Below are 22,558 nucleotides of genomic sequence, written 5' to 3' on the forward strand. Positions count from 1 at the left end.
AGCGCCAGGATGTTCTGGACGGTCTCCTTGCCGAGGTAGTGGTCGATCCGGAACACCTGGTCCGGGTCGAACACCTCGTGCACGATCGCGTTCAGCTCCTTGGCGGAGGCGAGATCGTGGCCGAACGGCTTCTCGATGACGGCCCGCCGCCACGAGCCCTCGGGCGCGTCCGCGAGACCGTGCTTCTTGAGCTGCTGGATGACGACGGGGAAAGACTTCGGCGGCACAGACAGGTAGAAAGCGAAGTTGCCGGCCGTGCCCTGTGCCGTGTCCAGCTCCTGAACGGTGTCGCGGAGTCGTTCGAAGGATTGGTCGTCGTCGAAGTTGCCTTGGACGAAGCGCATGCCCTGGATGAGCTGCTGCCAGACCTCCTCGCGGAACGGGGTACGAGCATGCTCTTTGACGGCGTCGTGCACCACTTGGACAAAGTCCTCGTGCTCCCAGTCTCGGCGGGCGAAGCCGACGAGGGAGAAACCCGGGGGCAGCAGGCCCCGGTTGGCGAGGTCGTACACAGCAGGCATCAGTTTCTTGCGGGACAGATCGCCGGTGACGCCGAAAATGACCAGGCCCGATGGCCCGGCGACACGCGGAAGCCGTCGGTCTATGGGGTCGCGCAACGGGTTGCCGTTCGGCCGTCTCATCACAGAGGTCCTTTTCTGTCAGACGGCCTTGGCAGAACCTCAATTGGAGGAGCGGCTGCTCCTGTCGGACGCGCGAACACAATGGCTCCCTCGGGTATTCGTTAAACGTTGACGGGCAGGCGGGGCCAACGGCCTCCGCCCGCCCGGACTGGGCCTGTCAGGACCAGTAGTTCTCCACCTGGGACTGCGGGCGTGCGTGTGCCTCGTCAGGGTTCTCCCCGAACTCGACCCTGGCCCGCCGCTGTCGCAGCAGATCCCAGCACTGGTCCAGCTCGCGTTCGAGCTCTCCGAGCCTGCCGCGGTTCGCGGCGGCCCCCGCCGGATTCCGGGTCAGGCTGTCCCGCAGGCGGCGTTCCTCGTCGGCCATCTCCGTGATCTGATGCAGGATCCGCTGGTCGGTTTCCATAGCGCACTCCTTGTCCCCACGATCGGCGGCATAGTTGGCGCCGCCACTGCGTGGCAGCGATCTGTCAGCCGCGATTCTCTGCCTGGAACATCCAGCTCTGCTTCTCCAGCGCCGCCGTCAGCGAGATGAAGAGATCCTGAGTCACGGCGTCCGACGGGCCCGCCTCATCGATGCGGGTACGCATCCGGCCGATGAGAGTGGAGAAGACCTGAACGAGGGCCTCGACCACTTTTCCGTCGTTGATCCAGCCGGATACAAAGGCGGGCAGACCGCTGTGTTCGGCGACTGTGCTGGCCCGGCCGTCAGGACTGATCCCGACCGCAGCCGCTCGTTCGGCGACCTGGTCGGCGTAGTCCCGGGCCGTGGTCACGACCTCGTCGAGTTGCAGGTGGATGGCGCGGAAGCGCGGGCCGTAGACGTTCCAGTGCGCCTGCTTGGCCAACAAGGACAAGTCCAGCAGATCCACAAGGGTGTTCTGCAGCAGGACTCCGGTGGCATCGCGCTCCTGCTCGGCCAGCGGACTCTCAATAATGGTCATTTCTACTCTCTTTTTGTGTCGGGTAGCTCTTTCGGCCGGGGCTGACGGTCGACAGAGGGCTTTGGCCCATCCTTCAGCGGGCACCGTCCGGGGCGATCCGTTGTTTGACTTACGACGTGCGCATGTGTCTGCGCGCGCATGACTTAGTTGCGTGCGTCCTTGCAACATGGCCGCTTTCCCAGCACGTCACGGAGTTGCGTACGGCGGCTGACACCCAGCTTCGGGAGCACCTGGAAAAGATGGAAAGGTGAGGCCCGCTCGGGCCTCACGGAGCGGTCGTCGGTAACGAACACACTGATACCTCACCGGCCCGCGGCGGACGGCACGGGCAACTGCCAGATGTCGGGGTGTGAAGTACTCAACCCCCTCGCCGCGGCTCGGCACGAGGCGACGAAATCCGCCACGACGGCAGGCTGGTCTTCGCCGTGCCACACAACGCTCATCCGGTGGTGCAGACCGGGCAACGGTACGAAGGCCACGTCCGAGTAGCCCCCGAAGCGGAAGGACATCGGCACGACGGACACCCCCAGACCGGCGGCAACAAGGTCGGGCACTGCTGAGGGTGCGGTTGGCAGGGGCGTCAGTCGGACCTGAGCGGCGGCGGCCATCTCGTGCAGTGCCTCCCAGCAGTGACCCCGTTCGCGGACCGGGAAGAGAATCGGCTCGTCGGCGAGCGCGCTCAGGGGCATCTCCAGTGCTCCGACCCAGACATGGTGCTGCCCCAAGAGGGCACTGGCGCTCTCATCGAGCAGAACCTGAGAGTGATCGGCGCCGAGGTCGCCACCCCAAGTAAGGGCCGCGTCGACGCGGCCGTCGCGCAGTGCGGCGGCTATCTCGCGGTCGTCCAGCCCTGCCACCGACACCTGCACGTCCGGGTGCGTGGAGCGGAAGTGACGTACCGCTTCGGCCAGCAGCCCGCCAGGAGGACTGGGCAGCGGTGCCGAGATTCTCAACGTCGTCATTTCGTACCGCCCCTTCGCTGCCGACCTTGCGATGCGGACGAGCCGCCGGTTCTGGGCGACAGCGTTCTCGGCGTGCGGCACCACGAGCCGTCCCGCGGGGGTCAGATGCGCTCCCCGCGACGTACGCGTGAGCAGTGCTACCCCCAGCAGGCGTTCGAGTTGCTGTACCTGTCTGCTCAGGGCCGACTGCGCGACCCTGAGGCTGTCCGCGCCGCGGCCGAAGTGACCTTCCTGGGCGACCGCAAGGAACGCTCTCAGAAGCCGCGGGTCGATATCGGGTTCCGGACGTGTGGCCTGGTGATCCGCCAGGGCATCGGGGGAGTGGTCTGCCATTTCGAACCTGCCTTGGTCTCTTTTACGGAAGGACGTGAAGCCGCTGGTGCCCATATCCCGTTTCGGCATCAGCCGATGACGAATCTGTCTTGGACCGGGCGCACTTCGTTCTGCTCGAATGTGAGCAGAACGAATTTGAAGCGAGGAGAGCAGTGACATCCCTGTCTGGCAACATCTCGACCCCTGTCATCACGGACTCCGACACGCAGAAAGCGGTGATGTTCCTCGGCGGCCTGGTGCGGATGCGGGCGGAGGCAGCCGACACCGGTGGCGCCTACGCATTGCTGGAGCACACCGGTGAACGCGGATACATGTCACCGTTGCACCTGCATGAGGCCGACGAGGAGACGTTCTTCATTCTCGACGGCACCCTTCGGGTCGAGGTCGGAAACGAGGTGCGGAGTGTGGGCGCGGGCGCGCTCGCTCTTCTGCCTCGTGGGCTGGCGCACGGCTTCGTCGTGACCTCTCCGACGGCGCGTTTCCTGACACTGCACACGCCGGGCGGGGGTTTCGACGCCTTCGTGGAGGAAGCAGGTGTGCCGTTCGACGGCCTCGTGCCGCCAGCGGTAGGCCCGGGACTCGACCCGGAGGAGCTGACGCGGGTGGCAGCGGCGCACGGTATTCAGATCGTCGGGCCTCCGTTGCTTCCCTGACACAGCTGAGGCTAGGAGCGCCCGTGTGGCAGGGCATCAGTCGTATGACTGTGGTCCACGCCGCGGGGGACGTCGCTTGCTTCGCCGGCCGGGAAGTCACATTGGCAGATAAAGATGACCGGTTATATTTTGTTTTGGACGCTCAGGGGAAGTGTCGTCCGGCTGTGGTGAAGGCAGACCCACACGCGTGAGCGAGTACACCGGACGACGTGAGCGCCTTCCGAACGAATGAACCCACCCGCCGATGCGGCTGCGGAGCTGCTCGCCGCACTGGTGGAGAAAGGACGACGTCCCATGTTCGAACGCATCCTGGTCGCCATCGATCCGAGCGAGGCTCGCCCGAGAGCCCTGTCGACGGCCGGTGAGATGGCAAAACTGACAGGGGCCAGAGTTCACGTGCTTCATGTCGTTGCGGCAACTGTGGCTGCGGGAGCCGTGATGGTTCTGGAGGAGGAGGACGAAGGAAAAACGTTGCTCGAAGAGTCGCTCGCGGCGCTCCGCGAGCTCGGTGTACAGGCCGACGGACAGCTGGTCCACGGATTGAGCCCCGAAGTGCCGGCCCTCATCTCCGCCGCGGCCGAGGACTTCAAGGCCGACCTGATCATCGTCACTCCCCATCACAGGAGTTCGGTCGCCGCGTTCTTCACCCCCCGGGTGAGCGATGCCGTCGCTCACAGCAGCCGGATCGCCGTACTCCTGGTACCGGAGGAGGCGGCCAAGCCGTAACCTCCCTTCCCCACCGCCGCTGACGCCGGCGTTCGGAACGGCGGGCACCTCGCCCGCCTCACGTTCCGGACGTCGGCGTCAGTGCGTTGACACGTAGTGGTGGGGGTGTGTCGCTCCTCTCGTGACCAAAGGGGCAGTCAGACGACCAATAACCAGTGCGCCTGAGTTCGCCAGGGTTGGGGCCCCCGGCACGCTACGGAGGTTGCGATGAAGACGTTCGACGGCGAACGGTCGTCCCATGCTTTTGCGGCACTCCCGCCGATGGAATCGGTCTCCAGGGGCGGATGGGCGGCCCGGTCGTGTCTGATCTGGCAGCGCGGTTCGCTCTGCCGGTCCGAGGGCCCGGAGTTGTTCTTCCCGGTGGCCGAAGTGGGGCCGGCTCTCGGCCGGATCGCCGAGGCCAAGGCTGTATGCAGGCGATGTCTTGTCATCGAGGCGTGCCGGGCTTGGGCGCTCGAGCGCTACGAGGAGGGCGTACGGGACGGCCTCACTGAACGGGAGCGGTGGGTCATCCGGCACCGAGCAGCCCGTGCAGACCCGCAGGAAGTGCTGTCCCCACCTGCCAAGCCGTGCTGGGCGGGGACAACCACCACCGCAGTAGTTCACCGACTAGCGCCAGGTTCCCGGAACACCGAGGTCCGGTGTGCTGCGCGGCCCGCCACTCGACAGCAAGGACGTTGACCAGATGACCGAGTACGGACACCAGATCGAGCTTCTCACCAAGCTCCACTTCCTGTCGGCTCCCCCGGAGATTGACAGCATCGACTGCAAGCTCACCTACAGCACGGACGATCCGTTCGCGGTGTGCATAAGACTCTTTGTGACCGCGGACAGAGGTGTCACCTGGGTGGTCGGTCGGGACCTGCTGTACGCCGGCGCCGAGCGTCCCAATGGAGAAGGCGACTTCAAAGTGTGGCCCTCACGAGGGCCGCACGACAGGCCCTTGTTGTATCTGAGACTGGAGGGGCCAGGGGGAAGTGCCACGTTCGCGGCCGACCTGACCGTTGTGCGCCGGTGGCTGGACAGCACCTATGCGATGGTTCCTTCTGGCTCCGAGGGGACGTATCTGGACTGGGACGCCCTGACCGAGAGCCTCCTCCCGCCCGTCTGAACACAGCGCAACGAACCTTCATCGGTTGGAGGTTCGGAGTGTGGGGACAAATGCGTGTTGGGGCATCGCAAGTGCCCCAACACGCACATGTGACTGTCCACAGCACCCCTTCGTTCCCGGCGCGGCAGAATCAACCTCTGGGGCTTTGGATGGCCTGCACAGTAGGGGGCGAGCAGATGCTCGCCCCCTACTCCCACGCATGGCGGGCGGCCGGACGCCTCCTCCGCAGGTCGTACGCAAGGCGTTGGAAGGGCTTGTCGCCAAGGGAGTGGGAATCTCTTCACCTTGCACCGAGAGGCCGTCGCGGCGACCGTGAGTAAGCGGTCGTCACCGTCGGTGAAACGCTCGCCAGCAACGACTTTCGGGCTTCGGCACAGGTCCGGGCGCAGTCGTGGGGTTCCGGAGTTCTTACGCTGCGTACACATGAGCGGACGGCATGGAACCTATGGTCAAATGCCCGATGGCTGGGCCCGGCCGTGTCGACAGACTCGATGACGTCCCGTGCTCCCGCTCTGCTCAGTGGGGGAGCATGCCCCCCCACTGAAGGAACGAGATGTACGTCGACGCACCGAACCAGACCGCCCACACTGCCAGCGGCCTCAGGTACGCCTACCGGCGTTGCGGTACTTCCGGCTCCGAGCCGCCGTTGCTCCTGCTGCCGCATCTTCGTGGCACACTCGACAGCTGGGATCCGGCGCTGATCAACGCGCTGGCGACGGAACGCGATGTCATTGCCTTCGACCATGCCGGTGTCGGCCTAAGTTCAGGAACCACGCCGCGCACCATCAGGGACACAGCCCTCGACACCCTCGCCTTCACGGCCGCCATCGGTGTGCGCGAGGTGGATGTGCTGGGCTTCTCGATGGGCGGCTACACCGCCCAGGAGCTGGCACTTCTCCGTCCCGCAGCGGTGCGCTGCATGGTCCTGGCCGCCACCGCCCCGCGTGGGGGGCCAGGTATCCACGGCTGGACGGACGACATCCTCGCCCGATCCGAGGCCGACGAGCCCAGACTCGAGGACTACCTCTACACCTTCTTCAACCACACTGAGTCCAGTCAGCGCAGTGGGCTGGAGTTCCTGGGCCGGTACATCGAACGCGAGCAGGATCGGGACCTGCCCGTCGACCGAGCGGCCAGGGAAGCGCAGTACGAAGCGATGGTCGAGTGGGGTGCCCCCGACCATGAGGCGCTGAACAGGCTCACGGCGATCAGGCAGCCGACGCTTGTGGCCCTCGGGGAGCAGGACCTGATCACGCCGCCCCGCGCGTCGTACCTGTTGGCAAGTCTGCTGCCCGATGCGAGTGTGCGCACCTATCCCGATTCGGGTCACGGTTTCATGTTCCAGCATTATGAGACATTCGCTCGAGAGGTGCTGACCTTTTTGTCCGATAAATCACGGAATCGTCCGACGCCAGTCAACTGACGGATGTGCCGACCCGCTCCGCCCACACAACATAGGGGTACTGGCACGGGCAACCGCCCTCGGACCGGGGAGGAACGTTGTCGTTGGTGGGCCGTACATCTGAGCTGCAGTCACTCGAAGCGCTGTTGGCGGAGGCGGAGAACGCGGGAGCAGCTGTGTTGCTGCTGGGCGACCCCGGGGTCGGGAAGACCGCGCTGCTGGACGCCACGGCCACTCACGCCAGAGCGGGCGGTCTGCGCGTGCTGCAGGTCGTCGGTGTCGAGAGCGAACAGGAACTCGCGTTCTCCGCACTGCACCAGCTTCTCTATCCACTCTTCGATCACTTGACGGAACTGCCTGCTTTCCAGAGCGGTGTGCTGGAACAGGTTCTCTCCATCCGTGAGGGTTCGACACCCAGCCGCTTCGCGATCTCGGCTGCGGCCCTGGCCCTGCTCCAGGCCGCAGCCACGCGTCAGCCTCTGTGCGTGGTGGTGGACGATGTTCACTGGATCGATCGCTCGAGTGCCGAGGTGCTGACTTTCGTCACCCGCAGGCTCAGCAGCTGCCGGGCAGCCTTCCTCATGGCCGCCCGAAGCGGAGGACACGGCTTTGTGGACCCGACAGGGCTTCCCGTCCTGCACATCGGACCGCTGGCGGCCCCCGACGCTCTGCTGCTGCTGGACAGCAGCCACCCGGGGCTGGCCGAACTGACGCGGCGGCGGCTGCTGCACGAGTCGGAAGGCAACCCGCTCGCCCTGGTCGAGTTGCCGGGCCAGCTCTCCGACGCGCAGCGGGAAGGCGCCGAGGCGCTTCCCGCGACGCTGCCCCTCGGCAGCCGCCTGGAGAGCGTGTTCGCCGACCGTATTCGCCAGCTCGACTCCGCGACGCGCTTCACCCTGTTGCTGACGGCACTTGACGGCGAGCGCCCTGGCAACCTGGCAGACGTCCGCGCGGCTCAGGCCGCAGTGGGGGAGGAGTTGAACGAGGGGCAGCTGGAGACGACCGAGCGCATGGGGCTGGTGCGCGTCGACCACCTGGGCGAGCAGATCACCTTCCGGCACCCCCTGGTCCGGTCCTGTGTCGTCCACATGTCCCCGGGGGGACGACGTCGGGCAGCGCATCGTGCCCTCGCCGAGATCCTGAGAGCAGAGCCGGAGCGACGAGCCTGGCATCTCGCCAATGCCGCAGACGACCCCGACGAAGGGGTCGCCATCGAACTCACCAATGCCGCAGAGCGTGCCATGGCTCGTGGTGGCGCCGCGGAGGCCGCCACGGCGTACCGTCGCGCGGCCGACCTGAGCGAGGATCCTTCCGAACGCACCCGCCGTCTGGACGAAGCCGCCTTCGCCGCCGGGGTCGCCGGCCTGCTGGACACAGCCCACGAACTGGCCAGTGCCCAGCCCACGGAGACGTTGCGAGGCGCTGCGGCCGCCGCCTACGTGCAGTTCCACCGGGAGGGAGACATCGACGCGGTGTACCGCATCCTGCCTCCGGCGATGGCGGCCGCGCCCCCCAGCACCGAGCCGAAAGACGTGGACGCCTTTGACGACGCCTTCTACGTGCTCCTCAACACGGCGGTGTGGGGCGGCCGTCCAGAGCTGTGGACAGCCGTGTATCACGAGCTGGACCGGGTCTCCGAACTCGCCCGCATGTGTTTCGACAGCGTCGCCGATCCGGCGCGGACCGCGCACGACGTGCGGGAGCGACTGGACCGCGCAACAGCCACCTTGTCGCCCGACACACCCTTGTGGCGGATGAACTGGCTCATCTACACGGCCATGTACCTCGACTGCTTCACCTACTACGACGGCGTCTGGCGAGACGCCGTCGGGCACGGCGCGTACGACAGCCTGCGCTTCGGTGTGGTGGCCCGGGCACACGAGGCCTTCATGCGGGGTGAGTGGGACAGGATCCAGGCGATCGCGTCGCAAGGTATCGCGGATGCCACCGAGCACGACTACAACCTGGTCCACATCATCTTCACGTATGGGCTGGCCATGGTCGCATCCGGCCGCGGGGACGAAGAAGCCCTGCGCAAGTACTGCGACACGATCGTCGCGTGGGCCCAGCCGCGACGCATGCAGCTGTTGATGACGACGCTGAACGAGACCTGGGCGCGGGCTGCGGTCGGGCGGGGAGACTTCGAAGAGGCGTACCTGCTGGCCTCCGCGTTGACCCCGCCGGGAGAACTGCCCCCGCATTACCCCCACTTCTCGCGGGTCTTCCTGGACCTCGTGGAATCCGCCATGCGGACGGGCCGTACGGAGGAGGCCCATGCGCACGTCGAGGCGGGTCGGCAGGCCCGCCTCGACACCATCTCGCCGCACCTCGCGATCATTCTCGCCGGGGCTGTCGCGCTCACCGCGCCCGACGAACGGGCAGGAGAACTCTACGAGGCGGCCCTCGCCGTCCCGGACGCCTCGCTGTGGAAGTACGAATACGCGCGCATCCGTCTGTGGTACGGCGAGTGGCTGCGGCGGCGTCGGGAGTACAAGGCCGCTCGTGTCCAGTTGAGCGCGGCGTTGGAACTTTTTGAGCAGCAGTTGAAAGCTCCGCTGTGGGCGCAGCGCGCCCGCGACGAACTGCGTGCGGCCGGCGTTGGTGTCGGGGTGCCGGACACCAGGGCGGGAGTCAGGTTCAGCGCGCAGGAACGACGGATCGCGGAGCTCGCGGCGAGTGGACTGTCCAACAAGGAGATCGGCAGGCAGCTCAACATCTCACCCCGTACAGCCGGCGCACACCTCTATCGGGTGTTCCCCAAGCTGGGTATCACCTCCCGCGCCGGACTGCGCGATGCGCTCGGCGCATTCGACGAGGCCAACAGCGTGTGACGACGGGCCGAGTACCGGCCGAGATGGGCTTGGCCTCCACATGTGAGGTTACTGCCCGGAAGGGCAGACGGCACAGACGCGGGGCACGGTGAATACGTGTGCGGCATAGGCTGATACGTGGAGAATTCACTTATTTCAGTCTGAATGCCAGCCCAGGAGGAGATGTGAGTACCTACTCGGTACGGCGTCTGGATGTGGCCGTACCGTCAGTGTCCGACTTTCGGCAGCGCTACGAGGCCGCCGTACCACGGGTACCGGGAGAGGAGCTGAAGGACCTTATCCGCCGGGAGGCCTCGTGGAAGGAGATAACCCAGCTGATCGACTCGTCGACTCCTCACGGCTTCATGCTCTTCATGGAAAATGAGGCGCACCCCATATTCCGGCGTGCTGGGGACCGCGCGGTCTGCTTCTGGTATCTGATGGGCAATCACACCATTGCCGAGCGGATGTACAGGCATGACCCGCGGGCCATGCTGTATGCGCCGCTGCGCACCGTGATCTGGCAGAACGGGACCGGAGCGTCCTGGTTCAGCGTTGACCAGCCCAGCACCCACTTCGCCGGGTTGGGCAGTCCAGAAGTGGCAAGAGTCGGCGTCGAACTCGACCGTAAGCTCGCGGCCCTCCTCGAATTCCTTGATGCGGACGTGCCGGACGAACTGCTGCACAGCTGATTCGACGACCCGCCGGACCGCGGCGCGGTCCGGCGGGTCGCCTGTCGTCGTTCAGTGCATCGCTGAGGGCGTCACCTCTCCAAAAGCTGGGGGTACATGGTGGCGATGTCCGCGGCGAGGTTCGCCTTCACCTTGCGCGACATCTCGTCGGCGAGCACCTCGTGCGCTCCGCTCTCGACACCGTCCAGTGCCTGTGTGGCGACATCCTGAGGAGTGGACTTGGGGGCCTCCACATTCGCCGTCATGTCGGTGTCTACATAGCCCACATGCAGCCCAGTCACATCGATTCCGCGAGGCTTCAGCTCCAGTCGCAAGGAGTTGGTCGCCGACCACAGGGCGGCCTTCGAGGCGCTGTATGAGCCGGCCCTGCCGATCCAGGACAGGACGGAGTGGACGTTCAGAATGTGGCCGCCCCCGTTGCGCTCGATGGCAGGGAAGAAGGCACGCGTCACCTGGAGCGGGCCGTAGAAGTTCGTTTCGAACTCCCGTCGGACGTCGTCCAAAGGGGCATCAAGGAGGGAGGCGTTGATGGAGACGCCGGCATTGTTGATCAATACAGTCACGTCACCTGCCTGTTCGGCGGCTGCGGCGACAGAGGCGGGGTCGGTTACCTCGAGTGCCAGCGGCACGGCGTCCGGGTGCTTCACCGTACGCGGGTCGCGCGCCGTGGCGTACACCTTGGCGGCACCGCGCGCAAAGGACTCTTCCACCAGCGCGTTTCCCAAGCCGCGGCTGCCGCCGGTGATGAGCACCACTGCGCCGTTGAGCGACGTCATAATTCCTCCTCGTGAATAAACCGATCGGTTTCAGTAACTGTAAACCGATCGGTTTCATTCCTCAACCGGAGATGGCAGAGTTCCTCGATCGATATCTGGTCGACCGGACGCCGGTTCTGTTGAAGCGCATGTTTCTGCCACATGTCACTACGTGTGGCGGTGGTGACTGCGCAACCCATACATTTCTCGCTCGAATGCGCCATGAGTGCGGCGTTCACGGACTTCGGAACCCGCGCCGTCATTGCCCGCGGTGATTCCCTGCCGAAAGGATGCGTTCGTGACCACTCTCGCCGTCTGGAGTGATCTTCTTCGTGCCGCTGCTCGGTGCGGCCGTAGGCGCATTCGGTGGCGCTCTTGGCGGCTCGTTGGTTGACGTCGGCATCGACGTAGTTTTCATCGCCTGGGTCCGTGGCGAGGTTGAGCCGGGTGCCTCGGCCCTGTTCCTGCTCACCTTCGATGCCGTCCTGGGCCCCGTCCACCAGGCCTTTCCCGATGGCGCGGCCGAGCTGAGCCGCGGCAACCTGTCCCACAGGGTGAGGCCAAGCTCCGAGAGGTGTTCGCGGCGTAGGACGGGCCTTTAAAATGCGGACAAGGCTGAGGAATCAGCCCCCCCCGGCCTCCTTCTCGCGGGATGCGCGTCAGCGCACGCCCGCGGCATCAACCACGGCGGTGACGGCGGGAAGCAGCACGCTCGAGAGGTCGTCGGCTTTGACGCCGGCGCGAGCGCTTGCCCCGTCGAGGATGATCATCAACTGTCGGGCGAGCAGCTCCGGTTCCACCGCGCCCCCGTCGGCGGCGGCGGCGCGCAGGTACTTCGTCAGCTCACCCTTCACCCGGTGTGCCACGCGCCTGGCAGGGTGGTCGCTGTCCTTCAGCTCCACCTGGACGGAGAGGTAGGGGCATCCCCGGTACTCGGGTCCGGCGGCCGCGGACTCCAGATACGTGAACGGGTAGAAGAGGCGTTCGCGCGGCGAGAGCTTCGCCTCGGGCGGCGGTAGTAGGCGGGCCGCGTAGGCGGACGCCCGGCGTTCCAGACTGGCCGCCAGTAGTTCGTCCTTGGTGTCGAAGAACTGGTACAGCGAGCGCTTGGACACCCCGGCTGCATTGCAGAGGGCCTCGACCCCTACGTTGACGCCCTCCCGATAGGTGAGCTCCGCCGTCGCCTCCAGGAGCCGCTCACGGGAGCTCGCCTTCGCGTCTTTCCTCATGAAGTGAGAGTAACGCCGCCTCCGCCCCGAGGGAAACCGCTCGGTTTCCACCGCGAAGCGACGTCGTCCGTGGTCAGACTGGACGCGGGCATCGTGCAGGAAGCTCTTGTCCGTCCAGGTCCCGTCGCCACTACGCGCTGTACACCCTGCGTTGTCGTGCAGCGCCGACGCCCACTCGGCCGGTGCCAAACACGGCTGTCCGACCGTGATCGAGAACACGAGTGGCGGGCAGCCGAACCGACTGCCCGCCACTCGTGCACCGATCACCCGGTCCGGAAGCGGCTGCGCAAGGAGGGAAGCTGAGCGGGTTGACCCTACGAGGCGGCTTCTGGGTCAGGCGGACAGGAAGCGGTGCACCTCATGGGCGAAGTCCTCGGGGTGCTGGAACAGGAAGCCGTGCCCCGCGTCGCTGTAGAGGATCACCTTGGCATTGGGCAGCTTCTGCGACATGGCGTACGTGGCGTACGCGTGGATCATCACGTCGTGCGCGCCGTTGGCCACCAGAACCGGAAGCGTCAGCTCCTCCTGCCGGTGCCAGTATCCCTTGAAGGAGCTGATGGCACCCAGCTGCCCGCGCACCGCCTCCGGCCCCACTACGGCGTGGGACTCTGCCAGGCGCTTCTCCAGTCGCTGCAAGGAGGCCCGGCCCGTGGCGACGGCATCCTCCGTCTCCGGGAAGAACAGGTGAAGGAAGTCCTCGTCGACGTTGACCGGCTTGCTCATGACCTGCTGAGTGTGCGCCGTGGGCGTCGGCAGGTCGGGCACCCCGCCGGCGGAGCTGCCCGCGACCACCAGGTGGCGCACGACGTCGGGCGCAGCCAGAGCCACCCCCTGGGCGACGATGCCGCCCATCGACCACCCCAGCACGTCGATGTCGGTCAGCCTCAATGCACGTATGAATTCCAGCGAGCCTTCCACCATGTCTTCGATGCTGGCGGGCGGGTTGCCGGTGGAGAGGTTGACGCCCCGGTTGTCGAAGATGATGATCTCGCGCTCCGCGGCCAGCAGGTCGAGGAAAGCGGGGTCCCAGTGGTCGATGGTTCCGCGCAGCCGCATGTGCATCACCAGTGGACGATCGCCCGCCCGGCCGAATCTGCGATAGGCAAAACGCTGGCCCTCCGCGCTGTTGACGTACTGGGTCTCGACTGAATCGGCCAGGTAAGTGGGCATGTGAGAACTCCTGTTGCGAAAGACGGCTCCCCGTTTCGAGGAACCGGTGCTTCTGTGCCGGGGGGGGAGGTGTGCCAGGGGTGATGCTCGTCGTTTCGTCCCGCAGTGGCGGGGGAGAGGAGGGGACGACAGCGAACACCTCAGACGGTGATGACCATTCGGAACCGGGCGTCACCGCGCATCATTCGGTCGTAGGACGTCTGGACGTCCGTCAGGGACGTCGGTTCCACCATCGGAGCCACGTTGTGCGCCTGGGCGAAGGCCAGGTTCTGCTCGTTCTGTGCGGGGGTGCCGGTCAGTGAGCCGGATATCTGCACCGCGTCGAAGATCAGCTGCCGCGGTGAGACACGGACCTGCTCCGACGACACCCCCACCAGGACGAGCCGGCCTCCGCGGGTGAGGCCGCCGAGCAGGGGGCTCACGTCCCCGGCCGCTGCCGTTGCCAGCACCATCCGGGCGCCGCCCAGTTCGGTCAGCCGCTCGGCGGCGTCGGAGGCCTTGCTGTCGATGTAGTGGTGCGCGCCCAAACCGAGCGCCAGTTCCTCTTTGCCGGTCCCACGCGCGACCGCGGCCACCCGCAGGGCGAGAGCACGCGCGTACTGCAGCGCCAGGTGTCCCAGACCGCCGATGCCCTGCACAGCAACCAGGTCGCCGGCCACCAGGCCTCCCTGGTCCCGCATGTTGGTCACCAGCGCGTTGTGTACCGTGAAGCCCGCGCACAGCAGCGGTGCCACCCGTGCGGCGTCCATGTCCTCCGGCACGGCCACCAGCCCTGTCTGCCGGGCATACATGTACTCGGCGTATCCACCGTCGACGTGCACGCCGGTGCGGGGCTGATCGGTGCAGCCGACGAAGTCACCCAGCCGACAGGCCGCGCACACTCCGCAGTGCCCGCCCAGGAAACCGACCCCCACGCGGTCGCCGACGTTCCATCCCAGGACGCCTTCGCCGAGAGCGTCGATACGGCCGACGGCCTCGTGGCCGGGTACCCGGCCAGCCTCCTGGGTGTCGTGCGGGTGGACGACGATCGAGTCGCTGTGGCAGATGCCGCAGGCCTCGACTCGGATGCGGACCTGTCCCGGCCCCGGCGGGACCAATCCTCGCTCGGTGAGGCGCAGGCCACCGTCCGGGGCGACCTCGACTGCGCGGTATGTGGCCATGAGCAACTCCGTTGTGGGAAGAGTGTTTTCAGCGACACGGCCCGTCCCGGGCTTGTCCAGGGAGGCCGGGGCCAAGGCGGCCGACGCACCGGATGCCGTCCGGCTCGTGTGGAGGTGATGCCGTCCACCTCACCGGGCATGTGCCTCTAGTGTCGTCAGCCCCTGTGGAATCTTTGTTGAACCACGGACTCGACCGCTCTTCCGCACAGCGAACTCGTGAGCCCTCATGGCGGCCTGTTTGACGTTGCCCCTGTGCACTGGACCGTGCCCGGGCAGGATGACGTCGGCCTCAACGGCCTCCAGCAACTCCAGGGACTGCAGAGCCCTGGACCGGTCGTTGTGGAACATGGCCGGAAGGATCTGGGGACCGTTGATCCGGGACGTCGGATGCGCGGTGACCAGAGCGTCACCGCTGATCAGAGTTCCGGTGCCGGCCAGAACGTAGGCGCAGTGCCCCTTCGTATGCCCGGGCGTGTGTACGGGCTCCGGCGCACCCGGCAGGTCCAGCGGGCCCGGCCCGGGAAAGGGCGAGGGCTCGGTGACTGGCACGTGTGCGGTGCCGCCGGCCCGGATAGCGTGCACGGCCCACGGCAGGACCCCCGGTCGCCAGGACTGTGACAGCACCTGACCGGCGGAAACCTGGTGGAGGTAGTCCCGCCGGGCATGCGGAATCTCCTGCTCGTGCATCATGACCGGCGTGCCATAGGCGGCCCGCAGGCGTTCCGCGGCACCGATGTGGTCGTTGTGGGCGTGCGTCACGAGAAGGGCACGCACGCCTTCCGGCTTCAACCCCACCGCATCGAGCGAGGCCAGTAGCAGGCCGTGGTCAGCTGGGTATCCGCTGTCCACCAGAGTGGCGTCGTCGCCGTCTTTGACGATCACCCAGTTGGTGTTGCTGCCCGACACCAGATACACGTCGTCGCCGATGTGGAGGATGTCCTCGTCGCGCAGTTGCTTTCTCATTCAGACTCATTTCATCGCGGCGTTCTCGACGCTGTCTGTCGTCGGGAACGCCCACACACATCTGTCATCCGGGCCCCACTGGGCTCAGAGCGTGGCGAGGTACTGGTGGACCGAACGCACCGCGCTTGCACCGTCGCCGACTGCGGCGGCGACACGCTTCATGGACTCCAGCCGCACGTCGCCGGCGGCGAACACGCCGGGGGCACTGGTTTCGTACGGCAGGGGTTCGCGCCCCAGTTCCTTCCATGCCGGTCCGAGATCCTCCGGCGACAACTGGCGGTCCGTCGGCACGAACCCGTCCGAGTTCAGGAGAACTCCGTTCAGCCAGGACGTCGCCGGACGCGCCCCGATGAAGCAGAACAGGCCCGCGCAGTCGATGCGTTGATCCTTGGTGGTCTCGGCGCGGGTGGCCAAAGACACCCCATCGAGGTGAGGTCGACCGTGCAGTGCGGTCACCTGAGTGCCGGTGAGAACGGTGATCCGCGGATCGTTCTTGATGCGTTCCACGAGGTACGCGGACATACGCGCGCCGAGATCGGCTCCCCGTACCACTAGCGTGACCTCGGAGGCATATCGGGCGAGGTGCAGTGCTGCCTGTCCCGCCGAGTTGGCGCCGCCGACCACGACAACCGGCCGTCCCGCCACCGCCTGGGTCTCCAGGTCGGTGGCCGCGTAGTAGATGCCGCATCCGGTCAGTTCTGTCCAGCCGTCAAGGGGGAGCGCTCGATACTCCGCGCCAGTGGCGACGATCACCGCACGGGTGCTGATGCGGGTCCCGTCCATCAGGGTCACGATGTGGTCCCCGCCCTGCGTGTCGAGCCCGGTGACGCCGCACGGGCTGGCGAGGTGCACGCCGAACTTCAGCGCCTGCACAGCGGCACGCGCGGTCAGGTCTGCCCCGCTGAGGCCGAAGGGGAAACCGAGATAGTTCTCGATACGTGTACTCGTGGCGGCCTGGCCGCCCACGGCCACCCCGTCCAGCAGGACCGTCTCCAGTCCCTCGGAGGCGCCGTACACCGCTGCCGCCAGTCCCGCCGGACCGGCGCCCACGACCGTGAGGTCGGCCGAGCCGCGTCCGGGACGGCGATAGGTCAGGTTGAGCTGCTGGCTCAGCACGCCGGGTGTCACCAGGGGAGTTGCCTGGTGGGAGGTCAGTGCTGCGGGTAGATCGTCCTCGGTCAGCCCGGCCACGCGGAGCGCTTCCGCCCCCTGGGGGGAGCCGCCGTCGAGCCACTGGTGTGGCACTCCCTGGCGGTCCAGGAACGTGCGCATGGCCATGCCCGCAGCCGACCCGGCGGTGCCTACGATCCGCAAGTTCTGCTCCGTCGCCTGGCGCAGCAGTCTTCGCCTGGCGAGGACGGCGCGCAGGATGAGGTCCGAGAGCTCGGTCTCTTGAGCCATGAGCCTGCGAAAGGCTTCAGGGCCCACCCGATGAACTGTGCCGCCTGCCGCGACCCGCACGGTCAGTCCGCGTCGCTGCCCGGTGAGCAGATTGAGTTCGCCGGCAAACTGACCGGGACTGTGGGTCATGAACAGGTGGTCGTCGCCATTGTCGGACGACGGGATGGTTGCTTCCAGCGTCGCTGTCCCACACAGGAAGAGATCTACCGAGTCGTCCTCGACTCGGTAGAGGACTTCGCCCGTTCGGACCTCTTCGCAACTCGCGTATTGAGCGGCCCGGGCCAATTGTCCGTCGTTAAGCCGCACTTCGGCGGCGAGGGCGAGATCGTCCGGACGGTCACCGATCTCGGGGAAAGAGGTTGCCATGCAGAAAGAATGCGGCGCCGGGTCACGAATTGCCTGTCAGGTGTGGCTGCGCGGCGCACACCTGCACGCCAGGACAATCCCCATGCACGAACGGATACTTTTACGAGCGTGGAAGCCTCGCGACGCGGTACCAGCCTCCGGAGTTTTCAACCATCAGCTGTTTGCCCTTGTCACACCGGGGGCCAATGTGTCACCGGCACGTTTTCCCAGAAACACGTCATCGCGTCAGCGGTCTCCCGCGGACGCTCCACGAGCGACGAGTGCCTCGGTATCCGCCAAGACGCTCTGACGGGCGCTCAGCCAATGCCCCGCGAGCAGCCGCACTTGACGCCTGCGCGCCTCGCCCACGTCCGTGGTCACCGAGGACAGTGCCGTCAGTGAAGCGACTGCAAGGGTTGGCGGGCGCGGCGCCCTGGGCTATCTGACCGCCCATGGAGTGGCCGACCAAGCGTCAGGGGCCGTGCGCTCACAGTCTCGGGGGGGGTGCCCCTATGTCTTTGGTCAAGGGAAACGGGGGTGCGTCGAGTCGGTTAGCCGGGGCAGCATGGCGGGGTGGCTGATCTGCTGTGGGATGACGTGAAGTGCTTCTTCGACCCGGACTTGATGGGGTCGCTGCCGGACGTGCGTGTCCCGGACGCCTCGGTGGAGGACTGGCAAACGGTCCTTGATCTTGTCGCGGAGAAGGGCTGGAAGTGCCAGTACTCCGAGGGAGAGACGGTGCTTCCAGTGCCCCGGGCGGAGGCCGTGCTGTCGCGCCCGGCGGATGCCGAGTGCCCGGACCTGCGGGTCTGGCCGACTGCAGATGTGTTGGCGATCTTCCGCTTCCATGCTGCCGATGAAGTCGACTTCGACGTCGACCTGCGGGAGTTGCAGGGCCAGGAACGACTGGATGTGTTCTGCGACTTCCTCCGGGAGATCGGTCGACGGCTGGGCAAGCCGGTGCTGATGGATCCGGAGGGCGACGATGGCCATCCGGTGATCGGCTTCGATGTCGAGGCCGATCGAATCGTCCTCCTCGCAGACCCGCAGGTCAGGTGACTGCGGCCGACGGCTGCGATTCATAGAAGGTTCCATCGCGGAGCATCGCGAACAGGACGTCGGCCCTGCGGCGGGCGAGGCAGAGCAGGGCCTGGGTGTGGTGCTTTCCCTGGGCGATCTTCTTGTCGTAGTAGGCCCGCGATGCCGGGTCACCCAGGGCCGCGAACGCGGAGAGGAAGAAGGCCCGTTTGAGCTGCTTGTTACCTCTCCTGGAGGGCTGTTCACCACGGATCGACGACCCGGAACTGCGGGTCGCGGGTGCGAGTCCTGCGTAGGCGGCGAGGTGTCCGGCAGTCGGGAACGTGCTGCCGTCGCCGACCTCGATCAGGATGCGGGCTCCGGTCCTGACGCCGATGCCCGGCATGGACGTCAGGACCTCCGAAAGAGGGTGGTCCTCCAGCAGTTCCTCGATCCGCCCGGCCAGCAGTTTCCGCTGGTCAAGCACGGCGGTGAGCGATCCGGCCAGGCTCGGGACGATCAACGCGGTCGCCTCCGTGCCCTGAACGGTGACGGTCTGCTCGTCCAGCGCGGCGAAGATCTCCTCGACCAGCCGCTCGGCCATCCTCGGCGCCTTCGGCCGCAGCAGCGTGACCAGCCGCCGGCGGCCCGCCTTGCGGATCTGGGCCGGTGAGCCGAACGGCTCCAGCAAGGCCAGGACGGCAGGGTGCTGCAACCGCGGTCCCAGGACCCGTTCCAGCGACGGGTGGATCTGCGTCAGCAGGCCGTGCAGCCGGTTCGCGACCCTCGTTGCCTCGCCGGCCAGGTCGTCGTCGAACCCGACGATCATCTCCAGCTCGGCGATCGTCTCGTCCTCGCCGTCGATCGCCCGCAGCGTGTGCGGCATCGCCCGGGCCGCGTCCGCGATGATGAACGCGTCCCTCGCGTCCGTCTTGGCCTCGCCGGGGTAGAGGTCGGCGATCCGCCGCATCGTCAGACCCGGCAGATAGGCGACCGGGCAGCCCATGTCCCTCGCGACCGCCAGCGGCAGGGTGCCGATCGAGGCCGGCTGATCGACCACGACCAGCACCGTTCCGTGCTGGGCCTGGAGTTTCGCGAACAGCTCGCGGAGCTTGGGCTCGGTGTTGGGCAGGCGCTTGTCGAACGCCTTCTTGCCGGCCGGGGTGACGGCGGTGGCCTGGTGTTCGCCCTTGCCGACGTCCAGGCCGAGGAAGACGTCGATGTCGCCGGTGTCGATCACGTGCAGGCCCCTCCATCACGCTTTCGTACGGCCTTGCCTCGGCACCGATCTGCCACATCCACGTTACGGAGAGCTCTTCCGGCCCGGGTGAAGCCGGTGCTCAAGCCCCTCATCAGCGGTCCGTCGATGCCTCCGGACCCGGTGACACCACCCCCCCGGATCATGAACAATAGGAGGGGGAAGTCATGCCGGACCCGAAGGCCGGAGGCCCCATTGCGGAGCCACGAAGAAGGTAACGGGGGGGGGCTGTGCCGGTCTCACAGGGCGCCGCTGCGGATGGCATAGGCCACTGCGTGTGTCCGGTTGCGTAGCCGCAGCCGCGTGATCACATCGTGCAGCACGTTTTTGATCGTGCGTTCCGAGTAGTTGAGTCGTCCCGCGACCTCAGCTGTGCTCAGTCCTTCGGCCAGCAGCCGCAGTACGTCCAACTCCCGGGCTGACAGGCCGCCGGAGCCCGTCTGCTGCCCGGACAGGGAGCGCAGGCGCTCGACGAGTGCGCGCACCAGCGTGGGGGGCAACGGAGACTCTCCGCAGAGCGCCCTGCGACTGGCCCGCACGATGTCGGCGTAACCGATCTCGCCGCGCAGCATCACACCCACTACTCCGCGTTGGATCGCGTACATCAGGTGTCGCTCGCTGATGGCGTCCACGACGAGTAACACCGGGAGGCCGGGCCCCTGGCCGAAACCAGCGACCTCCTCGACGAGACGGAGCGTCGCCAGGGTGACCGTGCGGTCCAGCACCACCGCGATGTCGGCACTCTGCCGCTCGCCCCAGGACACCACTCGTACGCCAGTCGCCCCACCAAGGCAAGCCCGAGCGCCCTCCTCGGTGAGCGTGTCGCTCGCCGTCAGGGCGAGTGTCACCGGGAGCGTGTCCGGATCGGGTCCCCGCCCCGGAGCCCCCATCGCCGATATGCCCGGCACGGATGCCAGATGGGAGCGGCTGATTGGACTCACGTGGCCCCGCACGGGCGCTTCGACGGCGTTGTTTGTCATGTGCGATCACCGAGTTCTGGAGTGCGCGGTCGAGTCGTCCGCGGGGAGGTGACACCCCGTGGCGGGAAGCCTTGTACGGATGAAGGGGCCCCGCGGGGCGGGAGACCAGCAGTTGCGTGCCCGCCTCGTTGGACAGGCCTCGAGCGATGCTGTGTCGCATGGGCGGATGGGGGAGTGGTATCGGGCAGCAAGGCATTTCCAAACTTGACGTGTCTGCGCATGCCGACGTCTGTCGTGTCGCGCACCGGTGCGCTCGGCCGGCGCTCTCCCGTCTTCAGTCGCGTCGCTGCAGCAGTTCCCGCTCCAGCGCGTCCCAGTCGAGCAGTTCCGGCTCGCTGCCCCGAGGCACCAAGTCATAGGTGGCGTCCAGCCAGGCCCTGACCTCACAGTGGTCCAACTCCAGAGTGACGGGTGTGCTCGGCCCGCCAAGACCGAGATACAGCCTCCGGCAGGAGAGCAAGTACCGTCGGGAGGGCCAGATCCGGTGGGCGCCCATCCCTTGAGGCATCGAGGTGCCGGCGTCCAGCAGGTCTCGGGACACTGTCCACTGGAGTGCTTCAGGGGCCCCGGTGCGGATTTCGACGCCGACCGAGAACGGCTCGCTCACGGTGTAGCGCATCCGTACCCGCAGCCGAGCGGGGGTCGCGGTGTTTCCGAAAGCGCCCGACACCAGGCGTACCGGCAGAAGAAGAACGGGTTGGAAGCCTGTGCTCGTAGGGCAGTTCTGGCTGCTGTCGCCTCCGGGCCCGTTCATGCAGTTCTTCTCCTTCGTGCGTGGACACGTCCTGGTCCGTCGGACGTCCTTGCGTATCTGCCGCGCGGCGGCCCGCACTGCTTCCTCGGGGGTACGGGCCGCCGCGGAACTTTCGTGACTACTTGGCCAGGAAGGAGAGGAGGGCGGAGTTGACTTCCTCGGCGTGGGTCCACAGCAGGCCGTGCGGGGCACCGTCGACCTCGACGTAGTCGGCCTGGGGGAGCGCCTTATGGAAGGGGCGACCGGTGGACTCAATGGGCAGGACGTTGTCGGCGGTACCGTGCAGGATCAGGGCCGGGACGTCGATCTTCGGGATGTCGTCCCGGAAGTCGGTGGGCCAGGTGAGGGGCGCCGCCCACGCGGCGTGGGCGCCGCCGCTCGCCGCGACGTTCCAGCTGTTGCGCACGGCCTCCTCGCTGATGCGGGTGCCCAGGTTCTCGTCGAGGTTGTAGAAGTCGTTGTAGAAGGACGTGAAGTAGGCGTAGCGGTCGTTCTTGGCCGTGTCGGACACGCCCTGGAAGAAGTCGGCTGTCCCGGCGCCGGTGGGGTTCTCGTCCGTCTTCAGGAGGAAGGGCTCCAGAGAGGCGAGGAAGGCGACCTTGGCGACCCGGGCTGAGCCGTAGGTGGAGATGTAGCGGGCGACCTCGCCGGTACCCATGGAGAATCCGACCAGGACCGCGCCGTGCAGGTCGAGCGTCTCCATGACGGTGTTGAGGTCGGCGGCGAAGGTGTCGTAGTCGTAGCCGGTGGTCGGCTGACTGGACTGGCCGAACCCGCGGCGGTCGTAGGTGATGACGCGGTAGCCGTCGGCGAGCAGGGCCGCGGCCTGCTTCTCCCAGGAACGGCCGTCGAGGGGGTAGCCGTGGATCAGGACGACGGGCCTGCCGGTGCCGTGGTCCTCGTAGTACAGGTCGATGTTGGTGGAGTTTTCCTGACCAACCGTGATGAACGACATGGCTTTCCCCTTCGGAAATGCTGCGCCTGCGTGGACACGCCGACGGAAGTGGATCGTGGATCCCGCGGGTTCGGCACGGAGGACAGTGCCGAAGTCGCGAGCGGATATCGTCCGGCTTCCGCTCTGCCGGGCGACGACCTCACCATCGCCCGGCGTCCCACACCAACGAATCTGTCTATCGACTTAACTTTTGAATTTCTGGACCTTCATCGGATACCACCCGTTGACCTGCAACGATGTATGGCATGACCGGGTACGCAGCGGTAGGACAGCGCAGGGCGGGGGGCCCGAGGCCTT

At 66.7% G+C, this 22,558-nt stretch carries 21 protein-coding genes and 2 pseudogenes; 9 read left to right on the top strand and 14 right to left on the bottom strand.

The window, feature by feature from the left end; translation table 11 throughout:
- From ABZ930_RS26445 to ABZ930_RS26460, 4 genes and pseudogenes are all read right to left on the bottom strand, one after another.
- Positions 1-641, bottom strand: a pseudogene (locus ABZ930_RS26445) (glucose-6-phosphate dehydrogenase); the annotation flags it as partial.
- A gap of 157 nt (positions 642-798) precedes the next feature.
- Complete coding sequence (locus ABZ930_RS26450; protein ID WP_361552513.1) at positions 799-1,047, bottom strand: DUF2630 family protein; 249 nt, start codon at positions 1,045-1,047, stop codon at positions 799-801.
- A 64-nt stretch (positions 1,048-1,111) separates the two neighbouring features.
- A complete protein-coding gene (locus ABZ930_RS26455) occupies positions 1,112-1,585 on the bottom strand; it encodes a DNA starvation/stationary phase protection protein (protein ID WP_361552516.1) in 474 nt (157 codons plus the stop codon).
- 302 nt (positions 1,586-1,887) lie between these two features.
- On the bottom strand, positions 1,888-2,880 hold the full coding sequence (locus ABZ930_RS26460) for a LysR family transcriptional regulator (protein ID WP_361552519.1): 993 nt from the start codon (positions 2,878-2,880) through the stop codon (positions 1,888-1,890).
- Between the two features lie 152 nt (positions 2,881-3,032).
- Between ABZ930_RS26460 and ABZ930_RS26465 the strand changes: the two genes are divergently transcribed.
- The 7 genes and pseudogenes from ABZ930_RS26465 (at position 3,033) to ABZ930_RS26495 (ending at position 10,274) form a co-directional block, all read left to right on the top strand.
- Positions 3,033-3,533, top strand: a complete 501-nt coding sequence (locus ABZ930_RS26465; RefSeq protein WP_361552522.1) for a cupin domain-containing protein — start codon at positions 3,033-3,035, stop codon at positions 3,531-3,533.
- Between the two features lie 294 nt (positions 3,534-3,827).
- Positions 3,828-4,259 (top strand): universal stress protein, encoded by a 432-nt coding sequence (locus tag ABZ930_RS26470; RefSeq protein WP_361552525.1) that lies wholly within the window; start codon positions 3,828-3,830, stop codon positions 4,257-4,259.
- A 303-nt stretch (positions 4,260-4,562) separates the two neighbouring features.
- A pseudogene (locus ABZ930_RS26475) lies at positions 4,563-4,790 on the top strand (WhiB family transcriptional regulator); the annotation flags it as partial.
- 154 nt (positions 4,791-4,944) lie between these two features.
- Positions 4,945-5,370, top strand: a complete 426-nt coding sequence (locus tag ABZ930_RS26480; protein ID WP_361552528.1) for an SsgA family sporulation/cell division regulator — start codon at positions 4,945-4,947, stop codon at positions 5,368-5,370.
- A gap of 553 nt (positions 5,371-5,923) precedes the next feature.
- Complete coding sequence (locus ABZ930_RS26485) at positions 5,924-6,793, top strand: alpha/beta hydrolase (RefSeq protein ID WP_361552531.1); 870 nt, start codon at positions 5,924-5,926, stop codon at positions 6,791-6,793.
- An 86-nt stretch (positions 6,794-6,879) separates the two neighbouring features.
- The gene (locus ABZ930_RS26490) at positions 6,880-9,603 is read left to right on the top strand and encodes an AAA family ATPase (protein ID WP_361552533.1); all 2,724 of its coding nucleotides are present in this window, start codon (positions 6,880-6,882) and stop codon (positions 9,601-9,603) included.
- Between the two features lie 164 nt (positions 9,604-9,767).
- Positions 9,768-10,274, top strand: a complete 507-nt coding sequence (locus ABZ930_RS26495) for a DUF302 domain-containing protein (protein ID WP_361552536.1) — start codon at positions 9,768-9,770, stop codon at positions 10,272-10,274.
- A 71-nt stretch (positions 10,275-10,345) separates the two neighbouring features.
- On the opposite strand, the gene ABZ930_RS26500 is transcribed toward ABZ930_RS26495, so the two are convergent.
- Positions 10,346-11,050: an SDR family oxidoreductase gene (locus tag ABZ930_RS26500; RefSeq protein ID WP_361552539.1), complete on the bottom strand. Its 705-nt coding sequence runs from the start codon at positions 11,048-11,050 to the stop codon at positions 10,346-10,348.
- Between the two features lie 311 nt (positions 11,051-11,361).
- Between ABZ930_RS26500 and ABZ930_RS26505 the strand changes: the two genes are divergently transcribed.
- A complete protein-coding gene (locus ABZ930_RS26505) occupies positions 11,362-11,631 on the top strand; it encodes a DUF1269 domain-containing protein (RefSeq protein WP_361552703.1) in 270 nt (89 codons plus the stop codon).
- A 57-nt stretch (positions 11,632-11,688) separates the two neighbouring features.
- Here ABZ930_RS26505 and ABZ930_RS26510 read toward each other — a convergent pair whose 3' ends face one another.
- From ABZ930_RS26510 to ABZ930_RS26530, 5 genes are all read right to left on the bottom strand, one after another.
- Positions 11,689-12,258 (bottom strand): TetR/AcrR family transcriptional regulator, encoded by a 570-nt coding sequence (locus tag ABZ930_RS26510; protein ID WP_361552542.1) that lies wholly within the window; start codon positions 12,256-12,258, stop codon positions 11,689-11,691.
- Positions 12,259-12,591: 333 nt separating this feature from the next.
- Positions 12,592-13,428, bottom strand: coding sequence for an alpha/beta hydrolase (locus tag ABZ930_RS26515; protein WP_361552544.1), 837 nt, complete (start codon positions 13,426-13,428; stop codon positions 12,592-12,594).
- A gap of 140 nt (positions 13,429-13,568) precedes the next feature.
- Positions 13,569-14,588, bottom strand: coding sequence for an alcohol dehydrogenase catalytic domain-containing protein (locus tag ABZ930_RS26520; RefSeq protein ID WP_361552547.1), 1,020 nt, complete (start codon positions 14,586-14,588; stop codon positions 13,569-13,571).
- Positions 14,589-14,717: 129 nt separating this feature from the next.
- On the bottom strand, positions 14,718-15,551 hold the full coding sequence (locus tag ABZ930_RS26525) for an MBL fold metallo-hydrolase (protein WP_361552550.1): 834 nt from the start codon (positions 15,549-15,551) through the stop codon (positions 14,718-14,720).
- Between the two features lie 84 nt (positions 15,552-15,635).
- A complete protein-coding gene (locus ABZ930_RS26530) occupies positions 15,636-17,318 on the bottom strand; it encodes an FAD-dependent oxidoreductase (RefSeq protein ID WP_361552553.1) in 1,683 nt (560 codons plus the stop codon).
- Positions 17,319-17,870: 552 nt separating this feature from the next.
- Here ABZ930_RS26530 and ABZ930_RS26535 point away from each other — a divergent pair.
- Entirely contained in the window at positions 17,871-18,356 is a 486-nt protein-coding gene (locus ABZ930_RS26535; protein ID WP_361552556.1) for a hypothetical protein, read from the top strand.
- On the opposite strand, the gene ABZ930_RS26540 is transcribed toward ABZ930_RS26535, so the two are convergent.
- From ABZ930_RS26540 to ABZ930_RS26555, 4 genes are all read right to left on the bottom strand, one after another.
- Positions 18,349-19,551, bottom strand: a complete 1,203-nt coding sequence (locus tag ABZ930_RS26540; RefSeq protein ID WP_361552705.1) for an IS110 family transposase — start codon at positions 19,549-19,551, stop codon at positions 18,349-18,351. The genes ABZ930_RS26535 and ABZ930_RS26540 overlap by 8 nt on opposite strands.
- A gap of 260 nt (positions 19,552-19,811) precedes the next feature.
- A complete protein-coding gene (locus ABZ930_RS26545; protein ID WP_361552558.1) occupies positions 19,812-20,420 on the bottom strand; it encodes a response regulator transcription factor in 609 nt (202 codons plus the stop codon).
- Between the two features lie 406 nt (positions 20,421-20,826).
- Positions 20,827-21,306 carry an SsgA family sporulation/cell division regulator gene (locus ABZ930_RS26550; RefSeq protein WP_361552561.1) on the bottom strand — a complete coding sequence of 160 codons (480 nt, stop codon included), beginning with the start codon at positions 21,304-21,306 and terminating at the stop codon, positions 20,827-20,829.
- 118 nt (positions 21,307-21,424) lie between these two features.
- Positions 21,425-22,261: an alpha/beta hydrolase gene (locus ABZ930_RS26555; RefSeq protein ID WP_361552564.1), complete on the bottom strand. Its 837-nt coding sequence runs from the start codon at positions 22,259-22,261 to the stop codon at positions 21,425-21,427.
- Positions 22,262-22,558 lie beyond the last annotated feature (297 nt).

Source organism: Streptomyces sp. NPDC046716, from assembly GCF_040645755.1.
Classification (GTDB): Bacteria; Actinomycetota; Actinomycetes; order Streptomycetales; family Streptomycetaceae; genus Streptomyces.

Bases quoted from the DNA above. Each gene is read 5' to 3' on its own strand.
- ABZ930_RS26450 (WP_361552513.1), bottom strand. From the start codon at position 1,047: ATGGAAACCGACCAGCGGATCCTGCATCAGATCACGGAGATGGCCGAC.
- ABZ930_RS26455 (WP_361552516.1), bottom strand. From the start codon at position 1,585: ATGACCATTATTGAGAGTCCGCTGGCCGAGCAGGAGCGCGATGCCACC.
- ABZ930_RS26460 (WP_361552519.1), bottom strand. From the start codon at position 2,880: ATGGCAGACCACTCCCCCGATGCCCTGGCGGATCACCAGGCCACACGT.
- ABZ930_RS26470 (WP_361552525.1), top strand. From the start codon at position 3,828: ATGTTCGAACGCATCCTGGTCGCCATCGATCCGAGCGAGGCTCGCCCG.
- ABZ930_RS26480 (WP_361552528.1), top strand. From the start codon at position 4,945: ATGACCGAGTACGGACACCAGATCGAGCTTCTCACCAAGCTCCACTTC.
- ABZ930_RS26485 (WP_361552531.1), top strand. From the start codon at position 5,924: ATGTACGTCGACGCACCGAACCAGACCGCCCACACTGCCAGCGGCCTC.
- ABZ930_RS26500 (WP_361552539.1), bottom strand. From the start codon at position 11,050: ATGACGTCGCTCAACGGCGCAGTGGTGCTCATCACCGGCGGCAGCCGC.
- ABZ930_RS26510 (WP_361552542.1), bottom strand. From the start codon at position 12,258: ATGAGGAAAGACGCGAAGGCGAGCTCCCGTGAGCGGCTCCTGGAGGCG.
- ABZ930_RS26515 (WP_361552544.1), bottom strand. From the start codon at position 13,428: ATGCCCACTTACCTGGCCGATTCAGTCGAGACCCAGTACGTCAACAGC.
- ABZ930_RS26520 (WP_361552547.1), bottom strand. From the start codon at position 14,588: ATGGCCACATACCGCGCAGTCGAGGTCGCCCCGGACGGTGGCCTGCGC.
- ABZ930_RS26525 (WP_361552550.1), bottom strand. From the start codon at position 15,551: ATGAGAAAGCAACTGCGCGACGAGGACATCCTCCACATCGGCGACGAC.
- ABZ930_RS26530 (WP_361552553.1), bottom strand. From the start codon at position 17,318: ATGGCAACCTCTTTCCCCGAGATCGGTGACCGTCCGGACGATCTCGCC.
- ABZ930_RS26550 (WP_361552561.1), bottom strand. From the start codon at position 21,306: ATGAACGGGCCCGGAGGCGACAGCAGCCAGAACTGCCCTACGAGCACA.
- ABZ930_RS26555 (WP_361552564.1), bottom strand. From the start codon at position 22,261: ATGTCGTTCATCACGGTTGGTCAGGAAAACTCCACCAACATCGACCTG.